Annotated in this window: 17 protein-coding genes; 3 read left to right on the top strand and 14 right to left on the bottom strand. The window is 61.9% G+C overall.

Annotation, left to right across the window (positions count from 1 at the left end):
• Nucleotides 1-30: 30 nt before the first annotated feature.
• The 9 genes from glyS to CKO15_RS00100 all read right to left on the bottom strand — a co-directional run bounded on the left by glyS (nt 31) and on the right by CKO15_RS00100 (nt 8,042).
• A complete protein-coding gene (gene glyS / locus CKO15_RS00140; RefSeq protein WP_200191277.1) occupies nt 31-2,124 on the bottom strand; it encodes a glycine--tRNA ligase subunit beta in 2,094 nt (697 codons plus the stop codon).
• Nucleotides 2,117-3,058: a glycine--tRNA ligase subunit alpha gene (gene glyQ / locus CKO15_RS00135; RefSeq protein ID WP_242464435.1), complete on the bottom strand. Its 942-nt coding sequence runs from the start codon at nt 3,056-3,058 to the stop codon at nt 2,117-2,119. Before glyQ ends, glyS begins: the two co-directional genes overlap by 8 nt.
• A 96-nt stretch (nt 3,059-3,154) precedes the next feature.
• Nucleotides 3,155-3,385 (bottom strand): sulfurtransferase TusA family protein, encoded by a 231-nt coding sequence (locus tag CKO15_RS00130; protein WP_200191273.1) that lies wholly within the window; start codon nt 3,383-3,385, stop codon nt 3,155-3,157.
• Nucleotides 3,375-4,139: a lysophospholipid acyltransferase family protein gene (locus CKO15_RS00125; RefSeq protein ID WP_242464434.1), complete on the bottom strand. Its 765-nt coding sequence runs from the start codon at nt 4,137-4,139 to the stop codon at nt 3,375-3,377. Before CKO15_RS00125 ends, CKO15_RS00130 begins: the two co-directional genes overlap by 11 nt.
• Before the next feature lie 46 nt (nt 4,140-4,185).
• Complete coding sequence (gene gmhB / locus CKO15_RS00120; RefSeq protein ID WP_200191271.1) at nt 4,186-4,731, bottom strand: D-glycero-beta-D-manno-heptose 1,7-bisphosphate 7-phosphatase; 546 nt, start codon at nt 4,729-4,731, stop codon at nt 4,186-4,188.
• 14 nt (nt 4,732-4,745) lie between these two features.
• A complete protein-coding gene (locus CKO15_RS00115) occupies nt 4,746-5,735 on the bottom strand; it encodes an NAD(P)H-dependent glycerol-3-phosphate dehydrogenase (protein ID WP_200191270.1) in 990 nt (329 codons plus the stop codon).
• A gap of 12 nt (nt 5,736-5,747) precedes the next feature.
• A complete protein-coding gene (secB, locus tag CKO15_RS00110) occupies nt 5,748-6,293 on the bottom strand; it encodes a protein-export chaperone SecB (protein ID WP_200191268.1) in 546 nt (181 codons plus the stop codon).
• A gap of 3 nt (nt 6,294-6,296) precedes the next feature.
• Nucleotides 6,297-6,749 carry a rhodanese-like domain-containing protein gene (locus CKO15_RS00105; RefSeq protein ID WP_200191266.1) on the bottom strand — a complete coding sequence of 151 codons (453 nt, stop codon included), beginning with the start codon at nt 6,747-6,749 and terminating at the stop codon, nt 6,297-6,299.
• A gap of 234 nt (nt 6,750-6,983) precedes the next feature.
• Nucleotides 6,984-8,042 (bottom strand): tRNA (5-methylaminomethyl-2-thiouridylate)-methyltransferase, encoded by a 1,059-nt coding sequence (locus CKO15_RS00100; RefSeq protein WP_200191264.1) that lies wholly within the window; start codon nt 8,040-8,042, stop codon nt 6,984-6,986.
• A gap of 198 nt (nt 8,043-8,240) precedes the next feature.
• Between CKO15_RS00100 and glnA the strand changes: the two genes are divergently transcribed.
• The 3 genes from glnA to glnG all read left to right on the top strand — a co-directional run bounded on the left by glnA (nt 8,241) and on the right by glnG (nt 12,431).
• A complete protein-coding gene (glnA, locus tag CKO15_RS00095) occupies nt 8,241-9,656 on the top strand; it encodes a glutamate--ammonia ligase (protein WP_200191262.1) in 1,416 nt (471 codons plus the stop codon).
• 200 nt (nt 9,657-9,856) lie between these two features.
• Entirely contained in the window at nt 9,857-10,945 is a 1,089-nt protein-coding gene (gene glnL / locus CKO15_RS00090; RefSeq protein ID WP_200191260.1) for a nitrogen regulation protein NR(II), read from the top strand.
• Complete coding sequence (gene glnG / locus CKO15_RS00085; protein WP_200191258.1) at nt 10,929-12,431, top strand: nitrogen regulation protein NR(I); 1,503 nt, start codon at nt 10,929-10,931, stop codon at nt 12,429-12,431. The genes glnL and glnG overlap by 17 nt, the downstream gene beginning before the upstream one ends.
• Here the strand turns inward: glnG and CKO15_RS00080 are convergent.
• Genes CKO15_RS00080 through gyrB form a run of 5 tightly spaced genes read right to left on the bottom strand, consistent with a single transcriptional unit; the run spans nt 12,422 to nt 18,866 of the window.
• Nucleotides 12,422-12,982, bottom strand: coding sequence for a DJ-1 family glyoxalase III (locus CKO15_RS00080; protein WP_200191256.1), 561 nt, complete (start codon nt 12,980-12,982; stop codon nt 12,422-12,424). The two genes, glnG and CKO15_RS00080, sit on opposite strands and share 10 nt — an antisense overlap.
• Nucleotides 12,979-13,827, bottom strand: a complete 849-nt coding sequence (locus tag CKO15_RS00075; protein ID WP_242464433.1) for a divergent polysaccharide deacetylase family protein — start codon at nt 13,825-13,827, stop codon at nt 12,979-12,981. Before CKO15_RS00075 ends, CKO15_RS00080 begins: the two co-directional genes overlap by 4 nt.
• A 44-nt stretch (nt 13,828-13,871) precedes the next feature.
• The gene (locus CKO15_RS00070; protein WP_242464432.1) at nt 13,872-15,179 is read right to left on the bottom strand and encodes a S41 family peptidase; all 1,308 of its coding nucleotides are present in this window, start codon (nt 15,177-15,179) and stop codon (nt 13,872-13,874) included.
• Nucleotides 15,180-15,215: 36 nt separating this feature from the next.
• On the bottom strand, nt 15,216-16,439 hold the full coding sequence (locus CKO15_RS00065; RefSeq protein ID WP_200191254.1) for a murein hydrolase activator EnvC family protein: 1,224 nt from the start codon (nt 16,437-16,439) through the stop codon (nt 15,216-15,218).
• Nucleotides 16,440-18,866 (bottom strand): DNA topoisomerase (ATP-hydrolyzing) subunit B, encoded by a 2,427-nt coding sequence (gene gyrB / locus CKO15_RS00060; protein ID WP_200191252.1) that lies wholly within the window; start codon nt 18,864-18,866, stop codon nt 16,440-16,442.
• Nucleotides 18,867-18,907 lie beyond the last annotated feature (41 nt).

Genomic DNA, 18,907 nt, shown 5'->3' with positions numbered 1-18,907 from the left:
TCCCCCGACACCACGGCGACGGCGTAATGCTTAAGCAGTAGGTAGCTCCGAGACGTCGGCGACCGCCGCAAAGGCGGCCCGCACTCCGTCGAGCAGCTCAAGACGTCGCCGGCGCACTTCGGCATCCTCATCCATAACCAGCACCTCGTCGAAGAATCGGTCGACCGGTTCGTGCAACGCGGCTAAGTGGTGCAGTGCCGATTCGTACTCGCCAGCGGCGATATGTGGCTCCGCTTGCCGCCAGCACGCCGCAAGTGCCCCCGCTAGTTGCTGCTCGGCTGCCTCGGAGCCGCCGCCTTGCGGTGGCTGTGCGGGATCGCCAGAGACCGCCATCTCTGTACGCCGGAGGATGTTGCGGATGCGCTTGTTAGCGGCCGCTAAGTGCTCAGCCTCGGGCCGCTGCCAAAAGGCGGCGACCGCGGTCAAGCGGCGGTGGAAGTCGAGCGGCGAGTTCGGCGCGATCGCCGCAACGGCCTCGAACAGCTCACTGCGAAAACCCTGCTCGGCGTAGTAGCCGCGCAACCGCTCCAGAGCGAAGCGCTTGACCGCCTCGACGACCGCGGCGGTATCGACCGCAATGGGCAGCTGACCGGCGGCGAATTCGAGCAGTTCGCCTAAATCGAGATCGTGCCCCCCCTCGACCAGACCGCGCAGCAGGCCGATGGCGGCGCGGCGCAGCGCAAAGGGGTCTTTATCGGCGCTCGGTGGGCCATCCGTTGCAAAGATCCCGACCAAGGTGTCGATGCGCTCGGCGAGACTAACGATTTGTCCGAGTTGGGTTGTCGGGAGGGCATCACCGGCAAAGGCGGGGCGGTAGTGCTCGCGAATGGCGGTTGCCACCGCCGCCTCTTCGCCGTCGGCCTCGGCATAGTAACCGCCCATGATCCCCTGCAATTCCGGGAACTCACCGACCATCTCGGTGACCAGATCGCACTTACACAGCAGCCCGGCGCGATAGGCAGTAATCGGCTCAGCACCCGTTTGGCGGGCGAGGCGGGCGGCCAATTCGGCGATCCGTTCGCTGCGGGCGCGCAAATCGCCAAGCTGGCGATGGAAGGTCACAGCGGCCAAGTCGTCGAGTCGGTCGGCGAGTGGGCGTCGCCGATCTTGCAGCCAGAAGAACTCCGCATCGGCGAGTCGCGGCCGGATGACCCGCTCATTGCCGCGCCGGACCTCTTCCGGTTGCCGGCTGGCGATATTGGCCACCGCGATAAAGTGCGGCTGCAACGCCCCGCTGGCATCACGAATCGGCAGGCAGCGTTGATGGCCCTGCATGCTCGAGATCAGGGCCTCTTCGGGGACGGCGAGGAAGCGCGGATCGAAGCCACCGGTCAGGGCGACCGGCCACTCGACAAGAGCGGTGATCTCATCGAGCAGCGCCTCATCGAGTACGGCTTCACCGCCGAGCTGCTCGGCCTGCTGCGCGACGGCCGCGGCGATCTGCTCTCGACGCTCATCAAAGTCGGCAATTACGCTGCCTTCACGATGGAGGGTCGCTGCGTACTCCGCGGCGTGCGCCAGCTCGATCGCCTCTCGGCCGCGGCCGTGAAAGCGGTGCCCGTAGGTCGTGCGCCCACAGGGAATCTCCATGACGCAACCGGGGACGACGTCGCTGCCGAGCAGGGCGACCACCCAGTGCACCGGGCGGACAAACTCAACCGTGCCAGCGCCCCAGCGCATACGCTTAGGGATCGGCAACCGACCCAGGGCCGCGGCGACCGCATCGGGGATGATCGCGACAGCGGCCTGCCCGGGTTGCACCCCGCGCCACGCTAAGCGGCGTCCCTTATCGGTATCGACCACAGTCAGCGCCTCGACGCCGACCCCGCATGAACGAGCAAACCCCTCCGCCGCTTGACTCCAACCGCCATCCTGGGTGCGTGCGCTGGCCTCTTTCGGGCCCAATCGCTCGACCTGCTCATCGGCCTGTGCCGTAGCGAGTTGGTCAATAAAGACGGCCAGACGGCGCGGTGTGGCGTACGCCTGAACCCCCTCCGGGGCGAGCCGTGCCTCCTTTAGCTCGGCGACGAGCTCATCACGAAAGGCCGCCATAAGGGGCCGTAGGGCGCGCGGCGGCAGCTCTTCGGTGCCAATCTCGATCAGCAGGGGAATCCGTTCACTCATGCGTGCCACTCTCCTCCTGCCGCGACTGCGTATCATGCTGCGGCAGCATCGGGAAACCGAGCTCGGCGCGCGCATCGTAGTAGGCCTGGGCAACGGCGCGGGCTAGGTTACGCACCCGCAAGATGTAGCCTTGCCGCTCTGTCACCGATATTGCACCGCGGGCATCGAGCAGGTTAAAGGTGTGTGAGGCCTTGAGGACTTGTTCGTAGGCGGGGAGCGGGAGGCCGTGTTCGACCAAGCGCCGACACTCGCTCTCAAGATGGGTAAAACGCTCACGCAACGCCTCAACCGGGGCGTGTTCAAAGTTGTAAGCGGACTGTTCGCGCTCGTTCTGTAAAAAGACATCGCCGTACGTTACCGGGCCACGCTCGGTCTCGGCCCAAAGCAGATCGAAGACGCTCTCGACGTCCTGAATATACATGGCGATGCGTTCTAAGCCGTAGGTGATCTCGCCCATCACGGGGCGGCAGTCGAGGCCTCCGACCTGCTGAAAGTACGTGAACTGGGCGATCTCCATCCCATTGAGCCAGATCTCCCAGCCGAGCCCCCACGCCCCGAGGGTCGGCGACTCCCAGTCGTCCTCAACGAAGCGGATATCGTGGACCAGCGGATCGATGCCGATGTGCTCTAGTGAACCGAGAAAGCGTTCCTGAAAATCGATCGGGGAGGGCTTCAGCACCACCTGATATTGGTAGTAGTGTTGCAGTCGGTTCGGGTTATCGCCGTAGCGCCCATCGGTCGGTCGCCGCGAGGGCTGCACATAGGCGGCGTACCACGGCTCGGGGCCGATGGCGCGTAGAAAGGTGGCCGGATGGAAGGTGCCGGCGCCGACCTCCATATCGAGAGGTTGCACGATGACACACCCCTGGCGCGCCCAATACTGCTCAAGGGCCAGGATCAGCGTCTGGAAGTCCCGTGGTCGTTGCTCCGCCAAGCTGCGCCTCCCTTCCTTTTTCATCTTGGGGCCTATCGTGGTGCCTGCCGCACTGTCGGCTGCGCAGTATACTATTGATCTCTATAAAAGTAAGGGTTAGCGCTCACCGACGCGGATGCGCAGACGGATCTCGCGCCCCTCCTCTGCGGTCTCTAGCAGGTCGTGACCGTGGACCCGACACCAGGCCGGGATATCGTGCAACGCCCCGGGGTCGGTGGCGATGACCTCCAGCACCTCTCCAGGCTGCATTCGCGCAATTCGTGCCTGGGTGCGGATCACCGGCATCGGACAAAGGAGGTTGCGACAATCGAGTTCGTTACGATCCATTGGGGTTTGCGGGACCTTGGTCTGTAGGTTGGTCGATCTGCGCCATCTGTGTCTCAATCCACGTTTCGACCTCGGCCATAACCGCGCTCGGGCTGCGCCCCTGCGCCTCGATCGGCGGGCCAAAGACTACCGTGATCTCGCCGGGATAACGCAACAGGCTGCGCCGTGGCCAGCACCGTCCGGCGTTGTGAGCGACTGGGATGATCGGTCGTCCGGTGTGGATCGCCAGATGGGCACCGCCGCTGCGGTAACGCCCGCGCTCACCGGGAGCTACCCGCGTCCCTTCGGGGAAGACGATCACCCAGCGCTCCTCGTCGAGCTGCCGTTCTCCTTGCGCCAAGATCTGTTGCCACGCCTCCTTGCCCGCTGCCCGGTCGATTGCGATCGGCCGGAGTATCTTCAGCCCCCAGCCGAAAAAGGGAATCCGTAACAGCGAACGTTTCAGCACCCAACTCGCCGGATCGAGCCAATAGGGCAAGGCCAAGGTCTCCCACGCCGATTGGTGCTTGGCCATGACGACGCAGGCTTGTTGCGGCAGGTTTTCTAGGCCGTAGACGCGCGTGTGTATGCCGCATAACGGACGCAAGGCGGCGATTACCATCCACGCCCAGCTCATCAAGATCCGGTAGCGCCAGCGATAGGGCAGCAGCAATGTAGCCATCCCAGCGATGGCCCATAGCGGGGCGGTTACGGCCATCAGCATTAGGTGACCGATACTGCCCAACCAGACTCGGGTCTGTACGCCTCGACTCAATTCACACTCTCCTATGTGATAGCTACCGCCTTGTCAGGACGGGCAGCTACGCAATCGACCGCCCCAGCAAATGTTCAGCGACCTCGCGCAGATCGCTAAAGACTTCCGTCTGCGCCGGCACTTCGCCTGCGGCCAAGGTGGTTGCCCCTTTACCGGTCTCTACCAACAGCGGGCGGGCAGCGACCGCAACGGCGGCCACCAGATCGCGCGCCGAATCCCCGACCACCGGCGTTCCGGGCAACGACTCACCCAATTTGTGGGCCAAATCCTCGTAGAGCCCCGGCTGTGGTTTGCGGCAGCGGCAACCGTCGTCAGGGCCGTGCGGACAGTAAGCGATCGCCTCAATCTGACCGCCAGCGGCTGCAATCTCGGCCTGCATGCGACGGTGGATTCCGCGTAGATCGTCTTCGTTGAGCAGCCCCCGCGCCAACCCGGATTGATTGGTCGCCACCGCCACCCGCCAACCGGCAGCACTCAGGGCAGCGATCGCTTCAATGCTACCGGGGATCGGTGTCCACTGCGCTGCACACCGGATAAAGTGCTCAGAGTCGTAATTGATCACGCCGTCACGATCGAGGATGATCCAGGCCACTGCCCACTCCCGCTTCAGAGCTCTGGTTTCGGCGCGCGCTCCATCAGCTCGCGCACCGCCAAACCGGGATCGATCTCGCCTTGCAGCAGCCGATGGACCGCAGCGCTGATCGGCATTTCGACTTCGTACGTCGCCGCTAAGCTGTAGAGCTCGCCAGCGGTGCGTGCCCCCTCCACGGTGCTGCCGACCGACTCCAAGGCCTCGGCAATCGTCGCCCCGCGACCCAAGGCCAAGCCGAAACGGCGGTTGCGCGATTGATCGTCGGTGCAGGTCAGCAGCAGATCGCCCATCCCGGCCAGCCCGATCAAGGTGCGTGGATCGGCACCGAGGCGATCGCCGAGGCGTGAGATCTCCGCCAATCCGCGGGTCACCAGGGCGGCTCGGGCGTTGGCCCCCAGCCCCAAGCCATCGCTGACACCAGTGGCCACCGCAAGCACATTCTTGACCGCACCGCCGAGCTGGACGCCGATCATATCGGGGTTGGTGTAGAGGCGGAAGCGCTCGCTATGGAAGGCCGCCACCATATCGGCAGCGAACCTCTCACAGGTCGAAGCGACCGTCATTGCGGCCGGCAGACCGCGACCGATCTCGGCTGCGAAGGTCGGACCGGAGAGGACGGCCATGGCAGGGGGGGGCGAAAGCAGCTTATCGACTACGCCGTGCAAAAAGCCCCCAGACTCGGCCTCCAGGCCTTTGGTTGCCCAGGCGAGGCGCGGCGGGGCGTACGGTGCCAAGCGTGCAACGATCTCGCGAAAGGCTGCACTCGGTACGGCGAGTAGGATCCAGTCGCTGTCACCGACCGCCTCTTCCAGGTCTGCCGTAGCGCGCAGCGTAGCAGGCAACGAACAGCCGGGGAGGTGGCGGCGATTTTCGCCGCTACGGTTGATCGCCTCAACATGCTCGCTGTCGCGGCTCCACAGCCAAACCGCATGGGCGTTATCACCAAGCACCTTAGCCAGCGCCGTACCCCACGCCCCGGCACCGAGGACCGCGATCGTGCTCACGCCATCTCCCTCCTAGCGGCGCCCCTCGCCATTGCTGTTCTGCGCGCTGCCAACAGCCTCGCCGTTACCGGAGGCGGCGTTTTGCTGCTGCTGTCGCTGCTGTCGTTGCTGCAGATAGAGACTTTCGAAGTTGACCGGCGAGAGCAGCAGTTGCGGAAAACCGCCGCGTACGACGAGGTCGTTAACCGCCTCGCGGGCAAAGGGAAAGAGCTGCGCTGGACAGTAGGCGCCGAGAATCCGATCCAAATCGGCGCTCGGAAAGCCCTCCAGGCGAAAGACGCCGCCCTGTTTGACCTCGCATAGAAAGGCCGTCTGATCGTCGTTTTTGGCGGTGACCGTGACGATCAGGATTACATCGTACGTATTCGCTTCTAACTCGCGGATGCGCGAGCCGAGTTCGACATCAATCTGCGGCCGCCACTCGCCGCGGAAGGCCTCCGGCACTCCGGGGGCCTCGAAGGAGACATCGCTCAGGTAGACCTTGGCGATCTGAAAGCTCTGCTTCGCCTCACCTTGCGCACCCGCCGCCGCGCTGCCATTGCCGTGTTCGTCAGCCATGCTCTACTTACCTTTCGTCTTTTTCGCATCTTCCAGCGGATACCCAGCATCGCGCCAAGCGTTCATACCGCGCTTGAGCCGGTAGACACGGCTAAACCCCTGTTTTCGAAGTTTACGTGCCATACGGCCCGCCTCCTTACCCGCCTCGTCGTAGACGATCAGCGGTGGATCTTCAGCACCGCTCTGCTTGCGCAAGCGGGTCATGAGCTGCTCGATTTCGGCCTCTGGCATATGAAATGCGCTCGGCAGATGGCCGCTATCGAACTCGCGGCGCGAGCGCATATCGATAAAGAGCGCCGACTCGCGATTGAATAGACGCGTGGCACTCTCAGCATCGACTGGCTTAACACCACTGTACCAGTGGAACAGCTCACCTCCGATCCACCACAGCAAGATGATGGTAAAGGCCAGTACCAGACCCCAATTGGTGCGGGCAAACTCTAAAAACTCTTCCATCGGCTTCTCGTGCCTCGTCCTCACTCTTAAACTGCTGGGCATGATACCAGCAGGCTCGCCGCCCTGCAGCGGGGTTGCTGGTGGCTTGTGCGCGCAGCGCTTGCCGACTATGTCCCCGTCGGTGTCCCGGGTTAGCGGGCGTTGGGTGATCCTATGATCCGATGACACGCCCCATGTGCGCACTCCGCGCCGAGAGGCACGCCAAGAGGCTTGTTCGCAGTGAGAGCGAAGTCTCTAGTTGACTCCGACGTACCAAGAGGCTGGAATCTCATCCGCGCACAGCGGGGCGACGTCAATGTGCCGTATCTCCTCCTCCTCCGGCAGGCTGGCGGCGATCTCAACCGAGTCGGCCGTACGCCCTGAGGAGAAACGGGCCACCAGGCTCGCCGCTAACTGCCACTCCTCCTCTGTCTCAGGGGTTCCATCGACCAGGGCCAGAGGGCCGGTGCAACTGACGGTACGCAGGTGCGGGAAGCGGTAGCGGTATCCCTCCAAGAAGTGGTTCTCGCCCTCTTCGCGGGCGATGATCAACTTAAAGTGTGGACGCGGGCGCAAGTGCCGCCCCACCTTGAGCAGCATGATATCGTCCATGTCGTAGTTCTTTGCACCACGCGCTTGCCACAGATCGACCAGCTTAGCGGAGTAGTGTGCATCGGTTAAGAAGCAGCAGCCACCAGCCGGCTGTGCCCACTCGGCGATGCCTAAACGCTGAGCTAGAGCCATCTGTGGTTTACGCGATCGCCCCTGGAAATCGAACAACTGTTCACGATCGACCCAGCCCGCGCGCTCGGGCAGGGTAGGTGGCAGTCGTTTGGCTGAGAGGGGGCGCAGCAGGCGCTCCTCTGCCCCTGATTCACGCTCGACGATCGGCAACAGTCGACGTTTTTGTGACTTCGGCCGCTGTCCGACGACCTCGCCGGTCACGATGAAGTCGAAGCCGTTCGCCTCGATCCACTCGCGCGCCTTACGCACCATAAAGATTTTACAGTCTAGACACGGGTTGAGATTCGCCCCGTAGCCATAGCGCGGGTCGGTCAAGACTGTTTGATACTCGGCGACCACATCTTCGATGTGCAGTTTGATCCCAAGCTGCTCGGCGACCCATAAGGCGTTATTGCGCTTTGGGCGTTGCCGATCCTTAGCTCGAATCGCATGCGTGTGGCCCTCGACACAGAAACCGGTAAAGAAGTTCACGCCTTCGACGTGGACCCCTTGCGTCTGCACGATGCGCGCGGCAAGCATCGAATCAAGCCCCCCGGAGATCAGGGCCAGCGCTTTGGGTTGTTCAGACATAACGACTCGCGCGTTGCTCAATCAAGGGCGCTAGTGTAACCAGCATTTCGGGCCCATTGCCACGCTGTACGCCGGATTGTGTGTTGGACCGCTCGCCGAAATGCCCCACAATAAGGCACCGCCGCGGAGCCGTTGCACTAGCATGAGGCACAGCGCTCCGCATCCTTGGTCACACAGACAATAGAGGCAGAGAGCACGATGCCGCGAACCGCACAAGACGTTTTGAAGATGATCGCCGATGAAGAGATCAAGTTCGTCGATCTGCGCTTTACCGACACCCGCGGTAAGGAGATGCACGTCACCCTGCCCGCCGATCAGGTCGATGAGGAGCTCTTCGAGGATGGCTCGATGTTCGATGGCTCTTCGATCCAAGGCTGGAAGGGCATTCAGGAGTCGGACATGATCATGCGGCCCGATCCCGACTCCGCAACGATCGATCCCTTCTACGACGAACCAACTGTGAATCTCGTTTGCGACATCCTGGAGCCCAGCACTTTGCAGGGCTACGATCGCGATCCGCGGTCCGTTGCCCGGCGGGCCGAGGCCTACTTAGCGGCCAGCGGCATCGGTGATACCGCCCTCTTTGGGCCGGAACCGGAATTCTTTGTCTTCGACGATGTGCGCTGGGGTGCCGACATGAGCGGCTGTTTCTACCACGTCGACTCCGAAGAGGCCGGGTGGAACTCGGAGCGCGTCTATAAGGACGGCAACATCGGCCACCGTCCTAGTGTCAAGGGGGGGTACTTTCCGGTGCCACCGGTCGACTCGCTCCACGACATTCGCACCGCGATGTGCCAAGCGATGGCCGATATGGGCTTAGAGCCGGAGGTCCACCACCATGAGGTCGCCACCGCCGGGCAGTGTGAGATCGGGGTCGCTGCGCGCACCCTGGTCAAAAAGGCCGACGAGTTGCAGATCCTCAAGTATTGCGTGCACAACGTCGCTCACGCTTACGGCAAGACGGCGACTTTCATGCCCAAGCCGCTCGTCGGTGATAACGGCAACGGCATGCACGTGCACCAGTCGATCTCCAAGGGTGGGCGCAACATCTTCAGCGGTGATCAGTACGGCGGGCTCTCCGAGGAGGCGCTCTTCTATATCGGCGGGATCATCAAGCATGCGAAGGCGATCAACGCCTTTGCCAACGCCTCAACAAACAGTTACAAGCGCTTGGTACCCGGCTTCGAAGCCCCGGTGCTGCTTGCCTACTCGGCGCGCAACCGCTCCGCTTCGGTGCGGGTGCCGTATGTGACCAATCCAAAGGCACGACGTATCGAAGTCCGCTTCCCGGACCCGACCGGCAATCCCTACCTGGCCTTCTCCGCCATGCTGATGGCTGGCCTCGATGGGATCCGTAACAAGATCCACCCGGGCGAGGCGATGGATAAGGACCTCTACGATCTGCCTCCTGAGGAGGAGAAAAACATCCCGCGCGTTGCCGTCCAACTCGACGAGGCGCTTGCGGCACTCGATGCCGATCGCGAGTTCCTGAAGGAGGGCGGAGTCTTCTCAGACGATCTTATCGATTCGTATATCGAGCTCAAGATGGAGGATGTGACCCGTCTGCGCATGACGACGCATCCGATCGAGTTCGATATGTACTATAGCGTATAGGCCTGAGTGCTTCGTGCGGCGCTGCGCGCATCCTTCGGCTACGGGCGGAGGGGGCGCGCAGCGGGCTTGAAGCTTGTCGTTCGTCGACCGATCTTTCGCTGACCGGATCGGGGCGCGCAGTGGACGTACGGCCGCTGTTCGCGCGCGCCATTCTCGCTGTGGCTTCGGGTATTGGCCTAACACTTGCAAAGAGCTGTAACATGAGCCCGAGCGAAGCCATCAAGAGTCAGATTCTCGACGAGCTGACGACTGCCGTACTCGTAGTCGATGAGCACCTACGCGTGTTGGCCCTCAACCACGCCGCGGAGCTGTTGCTGCGGCTGAGCATCCGTCAAGCCCACGGGCAGTCGCTGCAGAGTTTGGTACGCTGCCCGGAGTTGCTAGAGTCGCTAGTCGTCACCGCGTTGCAAAGTGGTGGCAGCTACACACAGCGCGAGCGCCGCTTGGCTATCGCAGAACACCGGGTTGTGACGATCGACTGCACCGTCACTCCGCTCTCCAATCAGCGGACCCTAATCGAGATTGCCGAAGTCGATCGCCATGCGAGAATCACCCGTGAACAGCACCTCATTGCGCAGAATCAAGCGGTCGGTGAGCTGGTGCGCGGCTTGGCCCACGAGATCAAAAACCCCTTGGGCGGATTGCGCGGTGCTGCGCAGCTGCTTGAGGCTGAGCTCGATTCCCCAGAACAGCGCGAATACACCCAGGTGATCATCGGTGAGGCGGACCGCCTGCAGCAGCTTGTCGACTCACTGCTCGGTCCACGCGCCCCGGCTCGTGCCGAATGGCTCAACATCCATGAAGTGCTAGAACGAGTGCGGGCACTGGTCGAGGCCGAAGCGGTGGAAGAGGGCAGTCACGAAGCCTCGCTGCGGATTGTACGGGACTACGACCCAAGCTTGCCGCAGCTGTGTGGCGAACGCAGCCATCTGATCCAGGCGGTATTGAATTTGGTGCGCAATGCCCGGCAGGCGGCTGGGCCGCGGGGAGAGATTACGTTACGCACACGCGCACAGCGGCAAATGACCATCGCCGATATCCAGCACCGTTTAGTAGCCCGCATCGATGTTATCGATAATGGCCCTGGGATTCCCGCCCATCAGCAAGAGCAGATCTTCTATCCGATGGTGACCACGCGCGCCGAGGGCAGCGGCCTGGGGTTGCCGATCGCCCAGAACCTGATCGGCCGTTTGGGGGGGTTAATCGAGTGCACCAGCGAACCGGGCCATACCGTCTTTACCGTCTGGTTGCCGATGGAGAGTGAGCGCAATCATGAATCAGGTCTCTAGCGAACCATCCCAAGGGGGGCTGAGTGTCTGGGTCGTCGATGATGATCGCTCGATTCGCTGGGTGCTTGAAAAAGCGCTGCAGCGCGCTGGGTATCAAGTCGCTTGCTTCACTGATGCTGATGCGGCACTCACGGCGCTAACCGCCGACGAACCGCCCCGGCCGCTGCCAGCAGTCCTCGTCACCGACATCCGCATGCCAGGGATGGATGGCCACACCTTGCTTGCCCGCGTCCATGACCACGATCCTGAGCTGCCGGTCATCGTGATCACCGCATACTCCGACCTAGATGCTGCCGTCACGGCTTATGAGGGGGGGGCATTTGAGTATTTGCCCAAACCGTTCGACGTCGATGACGCCGTTGAGCTGATCCAGCGCGCAGCCATGAGCCGACAGCCACAGGTTGTAGCGCCGCCCCACCTCCCGAGTGGTTCAGCCGAAATCCTCGGCGAGGCGCCGGCTCTACAAGAAGTGTTTCGCGCGATCGGTCGCCTGTCACGATCGAGCGTGACCGTGCTCATTACGGGCGAGTCGGGCACCGGTAAAGAGCTCGTTGCACGAGCGCTCCATCGCCACAGCCCGCGCGGCGAAGGCCCCTTTGTGGCGCTGAATATGGCTGCCATTCCGCACGATCTGATGGAATCGGAGCTCTTCGGCCATGAGAAGGGGGCCTTTACCGGCGCGCAGCAGATGCGCCGTGGACGCTTCGAGCAAGCGCACGGCGGTTCGCTCTTTCTCGATGAGATCGGTGACATGCCGGCCGAGTTGCAGACTCGTCTCCTGCGTGTATTGGCCGACGGTCAGTTTTATCGTGTCGGTGCCCATACCGCGATGCAAGTCGATGTGCGCATCATTGCCGCGACTCATCAGGATATGGATCATCGGGTTGCCGAAGGGGCCTTTCGCGAAGACCTCTATCATCGACTGAATGTCATCCGCATTCGTCTCCCGGCACTGCGTGAACGCAGTGAGGATATCCCGCTCCTCGCCCGCCATTTCTTAGCGAGTGCTGCTAAAGAACTAGCCGTTGAGCCCAAGGTGCTGCATCCTGATGTCGAGCAACATCTAATGGGGCTGGCGTGGCCGGGCAACGTGCGGCAACTTGAGAACACTTGCCGTTGGCTAACCGTCATGGCAAGCGGCCAGCAAGTCGTCCTCGAAGACCTCCCGGCCGAACTCAAAAGCGACAAACCTCGCCGGCAAGAGAGAGAGCCCCCCCCTGTAGAGTGCGTTGATCGCGATCCACGCCAACGCGGCGACGACTGGCTCGGCCCCTTAGCCACCTGGGCTGAAGAGGCCTTGCGGGCCGGTCAACACCACCTGCTCGATGAGGCGTTGCCGGCCTTCGAGAGCACCTTGATCCGTGCCGCTCTCGAACACAGCCACGGCCACCGCCAGGAGGCCGCCCGACTGCTAGGCTGGGGTCGAAACACCCTGACACGAAAGATCAAGGAGCTCGATATGGAAGCCGACCGCAGCTACCCATAGCGCTGTTGAGCGAGCGGGCGCTGCAAGGCCTGCTCAACCTCTGCAGCCTGGTCCTGGCCGAGGAGTTCTTCGATGAGCACCAGACCGAAATCCATCGCTGTCCCCGGACCGCGCGACGTGATCACGTTGCGATCCACGACCACGCTCTCGGCAACCGGCTCGACTCCCTTCGCCTCCAGCTGGGTCGGGTAGGCCGTCAACCGCCGCCCCTTGTGTAGGCCGGCAGCAACCAGTACACGTGGTGCCGCACAGATCGCTGCAATCCAGGCGCCGCGCTCATCTTGTTGCTGCAGTAGTTGCAGCACTCGCTCGTCGCTCTCAAAGCGCTCCGTGCCGCCCAACCCTCCTGGCAAGACGATCAGATCGAAGGCTTCCGTCAAAACGGTATCCAGTGTTGTCTCCGGCTCAAAAACCATGCCTCGGCTACAGCGCACCGGACCTGCTGCCAAACCAGCCACAACGGTATCTATGGTGGCGCGCCGCAGCAAATCGACGATGGTGACCAATTCCAGTTCCTCGCTGCCCTCTGCACACAGCACCAGTGCTCTCATGGCTCCATCTCCTCAACCGGATCTTTTGGAGGGTAATCGACCAAGGCGCTCGCCGGCACCAACTCGATCCCCTTCTGTGCCAACTTAGGTAAGATGCGCTCTAGGCGCTCCAGCGTCTCAGGGTAGGGGTGACCAATTGCAATAACACCCTCTTCGCGCTGAGCCGCGGCAATAAACTGTTGAATTTGAAGATCAATGACCTCGCCGTCACGCACCGGATCGAGGAAGTAGGCGCGCGCGCTGTTTTTCAACCGCTGCTCGGCAGCGATTCGTTGGGCCACGGTGCGCGCCGAAGTGCGGCTGTCAATAAAGTATAAATCGCCGGCGGCCGCTAACTCCTCCATCACCCACTGCATATGGCCGGGATGCCGCGTTACCAAACTGCCCATGTGGTTATTGACCCCACGCACGTGCGGCACGTCAGCGAGTGCAGCGCGTACAGCAGCGCGTACCTCCTCCTCATCCATATCGAGGAGTACCGCACCCGGGCCAGGATTGGCACGATTTTTCGCCTCCATCGGCAGATGCAGCATCACTTCGCGGCCACGCTGTTGCGCCCGCTCGGCCAACTCGCGTCCATAGGGAGTATGGGGCAGTACCGCGATCGTAACCTCGCCCGGTAAGTCGACCGCCCGTCGACCGTTGTGGAGGGTCTCGCCGACATCGTCGATGATGAGCGCCGCGCGGTGTAACACGCCATTGTATGCGCTCGCCTCGCCCCCCTCCTGCAATGCGCTGGCAGCAATCCCAGGAACGGGGAGAGCGGCCAAGAGCACCCCCATTACGAGCAGCCGCGCTGCCCACCAATACTCGCCCCTATGCTCAACACGGAGTCCAAGCAGCATCCGCAAGGTCAGTAGAGGGCTATAAAGACGATGGTGAAACAACTTCAGCGCCCTTCAACAATTTTCAATCCTTTTAATAGATTCAGCGCTTCATAGAGCATGTAGTCCTCTCGAGCAAGCCTGTGCAGGGCCTCTCGTTGTTCGTCGCGCTCCTCCTCGGTAGAGGGGGTACGCCCTTTGAGCTCCGCCTCTGCGCTGATCTCTTGCCCCTCGCTCTCGGTCAGCCGCAGCGGCTCGACAGTGATATCGGGGGTCACCCCCCTCTTATCGATGGAGTGGCCAGAGGGGGTATAGTAGCGAGCCGTTGTCAGTTTGATCGCCGGTCCGCCAAGTGGCACGACACTCTGTACCGAGCCCTTGCCGAAACTCGGTTGTCCCATGATGATTGCACGACCTCGGTCTTGCAGGGAGCCGGCAACGATCTCCGATCCGGAGGCCGAGCCACGGTTAATCAGGACGATCAGCGGTACACCGTCGATCCGATCACGCCCGCTCGCCGAAAACTCCATGCTGGCCTGGCGCACGCGCCCCTCGGTATAGACAATCAAGCCGTCGCTGAGGAAAGCGTCGGCTACTGCGATCGCCGAGTTCAGCACCCCTCCGGGGTTGTTACGCAAATCGAGAACCAGGCCCGCGAGTCGATCCTCGGCCTCATCTTTTAAGCCTTCCAGGGCTCGATGCAAATCGCGCGCGGTGCGCTCTTGAAACTGACTAATCCGAACGTAACCGAACTCCGCGGTTAGCAGGCGCGAACGTACGCTCTCAACTTGGATGATGGCCCGTTCAAGTTCGAAGGTTAGCGGCTCGCCTTCGCCGTCGCGCACAACGGTCATCTCAACACGGCTACCAGGCTCGCCCCGCAACTTTCTGACCACTTCGCCGAGCTCAAGCCCGCGGATCGACTCGCCGTCGACGCGGGTGATGATATCGCCCGATTTGAGGCCTGCGCGACTGGCCGGGGTGTCGTCGATCGGAGCGACGACCTCGACGAAGCCACCCTCGCTAACCAACTCCAGGCCGATGCCGCCAAACTCGCCGCGTGTTCCCTGTTGCAGCCGTTTAAGCTCTTCATCTTCCAGGTAGCTGCTGTGGGCGTCGAGTTCAGCGAGCATGCCACGGATGGCGGCACGAAAAAGCCGTTCGTCGTCGACCTCATCGACGTAATCACGCTTAATGCGGCCGTAGATCTCGGTCAATAACTCGATCTCGGCGATTGGCAGCTCTTCAGACGTCGCCGTATCCGCGATCTGCTCTTTGGCCGAGACGGCGGGCGCACCGGTGATGGCCCCCCAGGCGATCGCCAACGCCAAGAAGAGGGCGCAGCCCATTGGTTTGGCGGCTAACGGACGCATGATTGCTCCTTACAGACTGCCAAGCTTAAGCCCAACTCAACGCAGCCAGGCCAAAGGATCCTCGGGTTCATCACCGTGACGGATTTCGAAATAGAGGCCCGGTTCTCGCCGGGCACCGCTGGTACCCACCGTGGCCACCCGATCACCTGCCGCGACCCGTTCGCCGAGATCGACATACAACGCTTCGTTATGGCCGTAGAGGGTTAGATAACCCTCGCCATGGTCAATGATGACGAGCAAGCCGAGTCCACGCAACCAGTCGCTGAAGACGACTCGGCCTGGCGCAACCGCACTCACTGACTCGCCGGCGGCAGCGGCGATCACGATGCCGGTGCGCGTAAGCCCGCCGCCGCGCGCCTCACCAAAGCTCTCCTCCAACTCACCGGAGACGGGCCACGGCAACTCACCGCGAGCGGAGCGCAAATGGTCGATATCGCCCCCCGCTGTGGGGGCCCGGGCGATGCGCCGCCGCAGCTCGGCGAGGAGAGACTCCTGCTCGGCGACCTCGCCTTCGAGTTCGCTCACCGTTTGATCTCGGTCCGCGATGCGTTGTTCTAAGGTGGCGCGGTACTCATCGCGGCGGGCGCGCCGATGCGCTAAGCGCTTTCTCTCTTGTGCTGCCTCGCGCTCCAGAGTTGCCAGGCGTTCGGCCTCAGCATGGTGTCGGCGGCGCAGTTCGCTAAGCTCTGCGAGTTCGTCGAGCAGCCCCTCCATGCGCTCCACGCGCGCCTTTTGGAAGTAATCATAGTAGACGAGTAGGCGCTGAGTTGTCGCGGGATCTTGCTCGCTGAGCAGCAGCCGCAGACGTTCATGGCGACCGGCTGCATAACGGGCAACTATCTGCTCGCGTAGGTGCTCTCGCTGCGTGCGCAATCGCTGCGCCTCTTCTTCGTAAGCTCGTTCGAGTTGACCGAGACGTTGCATAGTCGCGCGGCGCTCGCTGCGCAGCGCATCGAGTCGCCCCGCGGTCTCGGCGACTTGCCGATCGAGCGTAGCGAGCTCGGCGGCCACGCTATCGTGCTCACTACGGTCGCTCGCCAGCTGTTGCTCAAGCGCTGCAAGCTCCTCTTCGAGACGTTCAAGGCGGTCACGCTCTTGCTGATACTCCTCGGCGGCGATTGTCGCCGGGAGCAGGAGGCCACCTCCGATCAGTGCGGCTGTAACAGTCCGCAGTAGTCGCTGTAGTAGTGGGCACCGCACCGCTGGCGCCGGCGCCGTGCCACCGTTGCCTCCTGCAGCAAGGGCATCTGGGCGCCGCATTTACACGTCGAGATTGGCTACGGCGAGGGCGTTGCGTTCGATAAACTCGCGACGCGGCTCCACATGGTCACCCATCAGCGTAGTGAAGATCTCATCGGCAGCCACCGCATCGTCAATCGTAACCCGCAACAGTCGGCGGGTCTCCGGGTTCATGGTTGTCTCCCAGAGCTGCTCCGGATTCATCTCACCGAGGCCCTTGTAGCGCTGGATGCTCTGCCCCCGTTTCGCCTCTTCCATCAGCCAATCGACCGCCTCGCGCAGAGTCGCAATCGACTCCCGACGTTCGCCGCGGATGATCTCGGCTTGCCCCGGCTGCAGCAGCCCTTCGAGTAGCTGCGCTAGAGCCTTGAGGGTTTCGTACTCGGCTGAGAGGAAGAACTGCGGGTTGAAGGGGTAGGGCTGATAGATGCCGTGGCGCCGCCGCACCACCACTGCTTCTTGGAAGCCACCGTCAGGACCGCGCTGAATATCGTAACGATAGTGGGTCCCGGCATCGGTTGCCTCATTGAGTCGTTCAACCAGGCGCGTAAACCACGCCTGCATGGCGTCAGCATCGGTGATGTTGTCCTCGTTGCGCGGCGACATGGCGGTCATCTGCTCAAGAATCAGCGGATCCCACACCCGGGCAACGTGGCTGATCAGCTCCATCGCCTCGAAGTAGCGCCGCGCCAGACGGGCTAGGGCATCCCCGGCGATTGGGGGAGCTCCGCCGCCCGGATAGAGTGCGGCGCCGTCGAGCGCCTGCTCCAGCAAATAGTCGGTCAGCTCCTGCTCGTCCTTGACATAGTGCTCCTGTTTGCCGCGTTTGATCTTGTAGAGCGGGGGCTGGGCGATGTAGACATGACCACGAGCAATCAACTCGTGCATCTGCCGATAAAAGAAGGTTAGCAACAGCGTCCGAATATGCGACCCATCGACGTCGGCGTCGGTCATGATGATGATGCGATGGTAGCGAAGTTTATCCGGGGCAAAGTCGTCTCGTCCGATACCGCAGCCGAGCGCGGTAATCAACGTGCCGACTTCGGCGGAGGAGAGCATCTTGTCAAAACGCGCCTTTTCAACATTGAGAATCTTTCCTTTGAGCGGCAGGATCGCCTGCGTCCGGCGATCACGGCCCTGTTTGGCCGAACCCCCGGCGGAGTCGCCCTCGACGAGGTAGATCTCGGAGTGGGCAGGATCGCGTTCTTGGCAATCAGCCAACTTGCCAGGCAAGCCGGCGATATCGAGTGCGTCTTTACGGCGAGTCATCTCGCGGGCCCGGCGGGCAGCCTCGCGGGCCCGGCAAGCCTCAATCACGCGATCAGCGATGGCACGTGCCTCGACCGGCTGTTCGGCAAGAAAGGTCTGGAGTGATTCCGCTAGCAGTGACTCGACAACCGCCTTGACCTCGGAGGAGACGAGCTTATCTTTCGTCTGCGATGAGAACTTCGGATCGGGGGCCTTCACCGAAATAACGGCGGTTAAGCCCTCGCGCACATCATCCCCGGTCGGCGAGGCCTTCAGGCGCTTAAGATAGCCCTCCGCTTCAAGATAGTGGTTGACGGTGCGGGTCAGGGCGCTGCGAAAACCGGCTAGGTGGGTGCCACCATCACGCTGCGGGATGTTGTTGGTAAAGCAAAATATATTCTCTTGATAAGAGTCGTTCCACTGCATAGCGATGTCGACCCCAACATCGTCGCGCCAAGCGCTGAGATAGAATACCGTCGGATGCAGTGGAGTCTTGTTGCGATTTAGGTGCTCGACAAAAGCACGAATCCCTCCGGTATACTCAAAGACATCTTCTTTTTCGCTGCGCTCATCTTTAAGTAGGATGCGCACTCCCGGATTAAGGAAAGAGAGCTCGCGAAAGCGCTTAGCCAAAATTTCATAACTAAGCTGAATATCGGAAAAGACATTTTGTGAGGGCTTAAAAGTGATTCGCGTCCCGGAACGGGCTGTCTCACCAGCGATTTTAAGCGGCGTAACAGGTTCGCCGTCACGGTACTCCTGAACATGAACTTTTCCATCGCGTTCAATGACCAGCCGCAGCCGCTCCGACAGGGCGTTGACCACCGAAACACCAACGCCGTGCAGCCCCCCAGAGACCTTATACGAGTTATCATCGAACTTGCCACCTGCGTGCAGTACCGTCATGATGACTTGCGCCGCTGGGATACCCTCTTCGGCGTGAATATCGACCGGTATGCCGCGGCCGTTATCACCCACCGTAACCGAGCCGTCGGCGTGCAGGGTGATGGCAATCTCGCTGCAAAAGCCCGCTAATGCCTCGTCGATCGAGTTATCCAACACCTCGAAGACCATGTGGTGAAGGCCAGTGCCGTCATCCGTATCGCCGATATACATTCCCGGACGCTTACGTACGGCATCGAGCCCGCGCAGCACCTGTATGCTTTCGGAATCGTACTGCGGCGTGATCTCCGTACTCATCGAAACTCCTCACCCATTAGCGGTTCAGTGCCTAAAATCGT

This window comes from Halorhodospira abdelmalekii (assembly GCF_016583625.1).
In the GTDB taxonomy this organism is placed as follows: domain Bacteria; phylum Pseudomonadota; class Gammaproteobacteria; order Nitrococcales; family Halorhodospiraceae; genus Halorhodospira; species Halorhodospira abdelmalekii.
The sequence above is the reverse complement of the archived record's forward strand: the minus strand, read 5'-3'. Positions and strand labels throughout refer to the sequence as shown.